Here is a 403-nt window from a genome sequence, read left to right as displayed (position 1 = left end):
AGGTCGAGATTGAGGTGCGATATTGCGGTATTTGTCATAGCGATATCAGCATTATCGACAATGACTGGGGGATGTCTATTTACCCGGTCGTTGCTGGACATGAGGTAGTTGGAACAATAAGTCAGATTGGTGCCGCTGTCACCAACCTGGAAGTCGGGCAAACAGTCGGATTAGGCTGGTATGCTGATTATTGTGAAACCTGCGAACAGTGCCATAACGGCGATGAAAATATCTGTTCAGATCTTACNNAGGGCAAATGCCAATAGTGTTATTCCTTTACCTGAAGCGATTGATCTTAAATCCGTCGGGCCATTGCTTTGTGGCGGTTTGACGGTATTCAATCCGTTAGTGCAATTTGATATTAAGCCAACAGATAAGGTGGCAGTAATCGGTATTGGCGGGT

Annotated in this window: 1 protein-coding gene; it reads left to right on the top strand. The window is 45.6% G+C overall.

The window, feature by feature from the left end; genetic code table 11:
- The first annotated feature begins 14 nt into the window (after positions 1 to 14).
- Positions 15 to 266: an alcohol dehydrogenase catalytic domain-containing protein gene (locus B3182_RS16370; RefSeq protein WP_414683349.1), complete on the top strand. Its 252-nt coding sequence runs from the start codon at positions 15 to 17 to the stop codon at positions 264 to 266.
- The last annotated feature ends 137 nt before the right edge of the window (positions 267 to 403 follow it).

Source organism: Methylophaga sp. UBA4204, assembly GCF_002379485.1.
Taxonomy (GTDB): Bacteria; Pseudomonadota; Gammaproteobacteria; order Nitrosococcales; family Methylophagaceae; genus Methylophaga.
The sequence above is the reverse complement of the archived record's forward strand: the minus strand, read 5'-3'. Positions and strand labels throughout refer to the sequence as shown.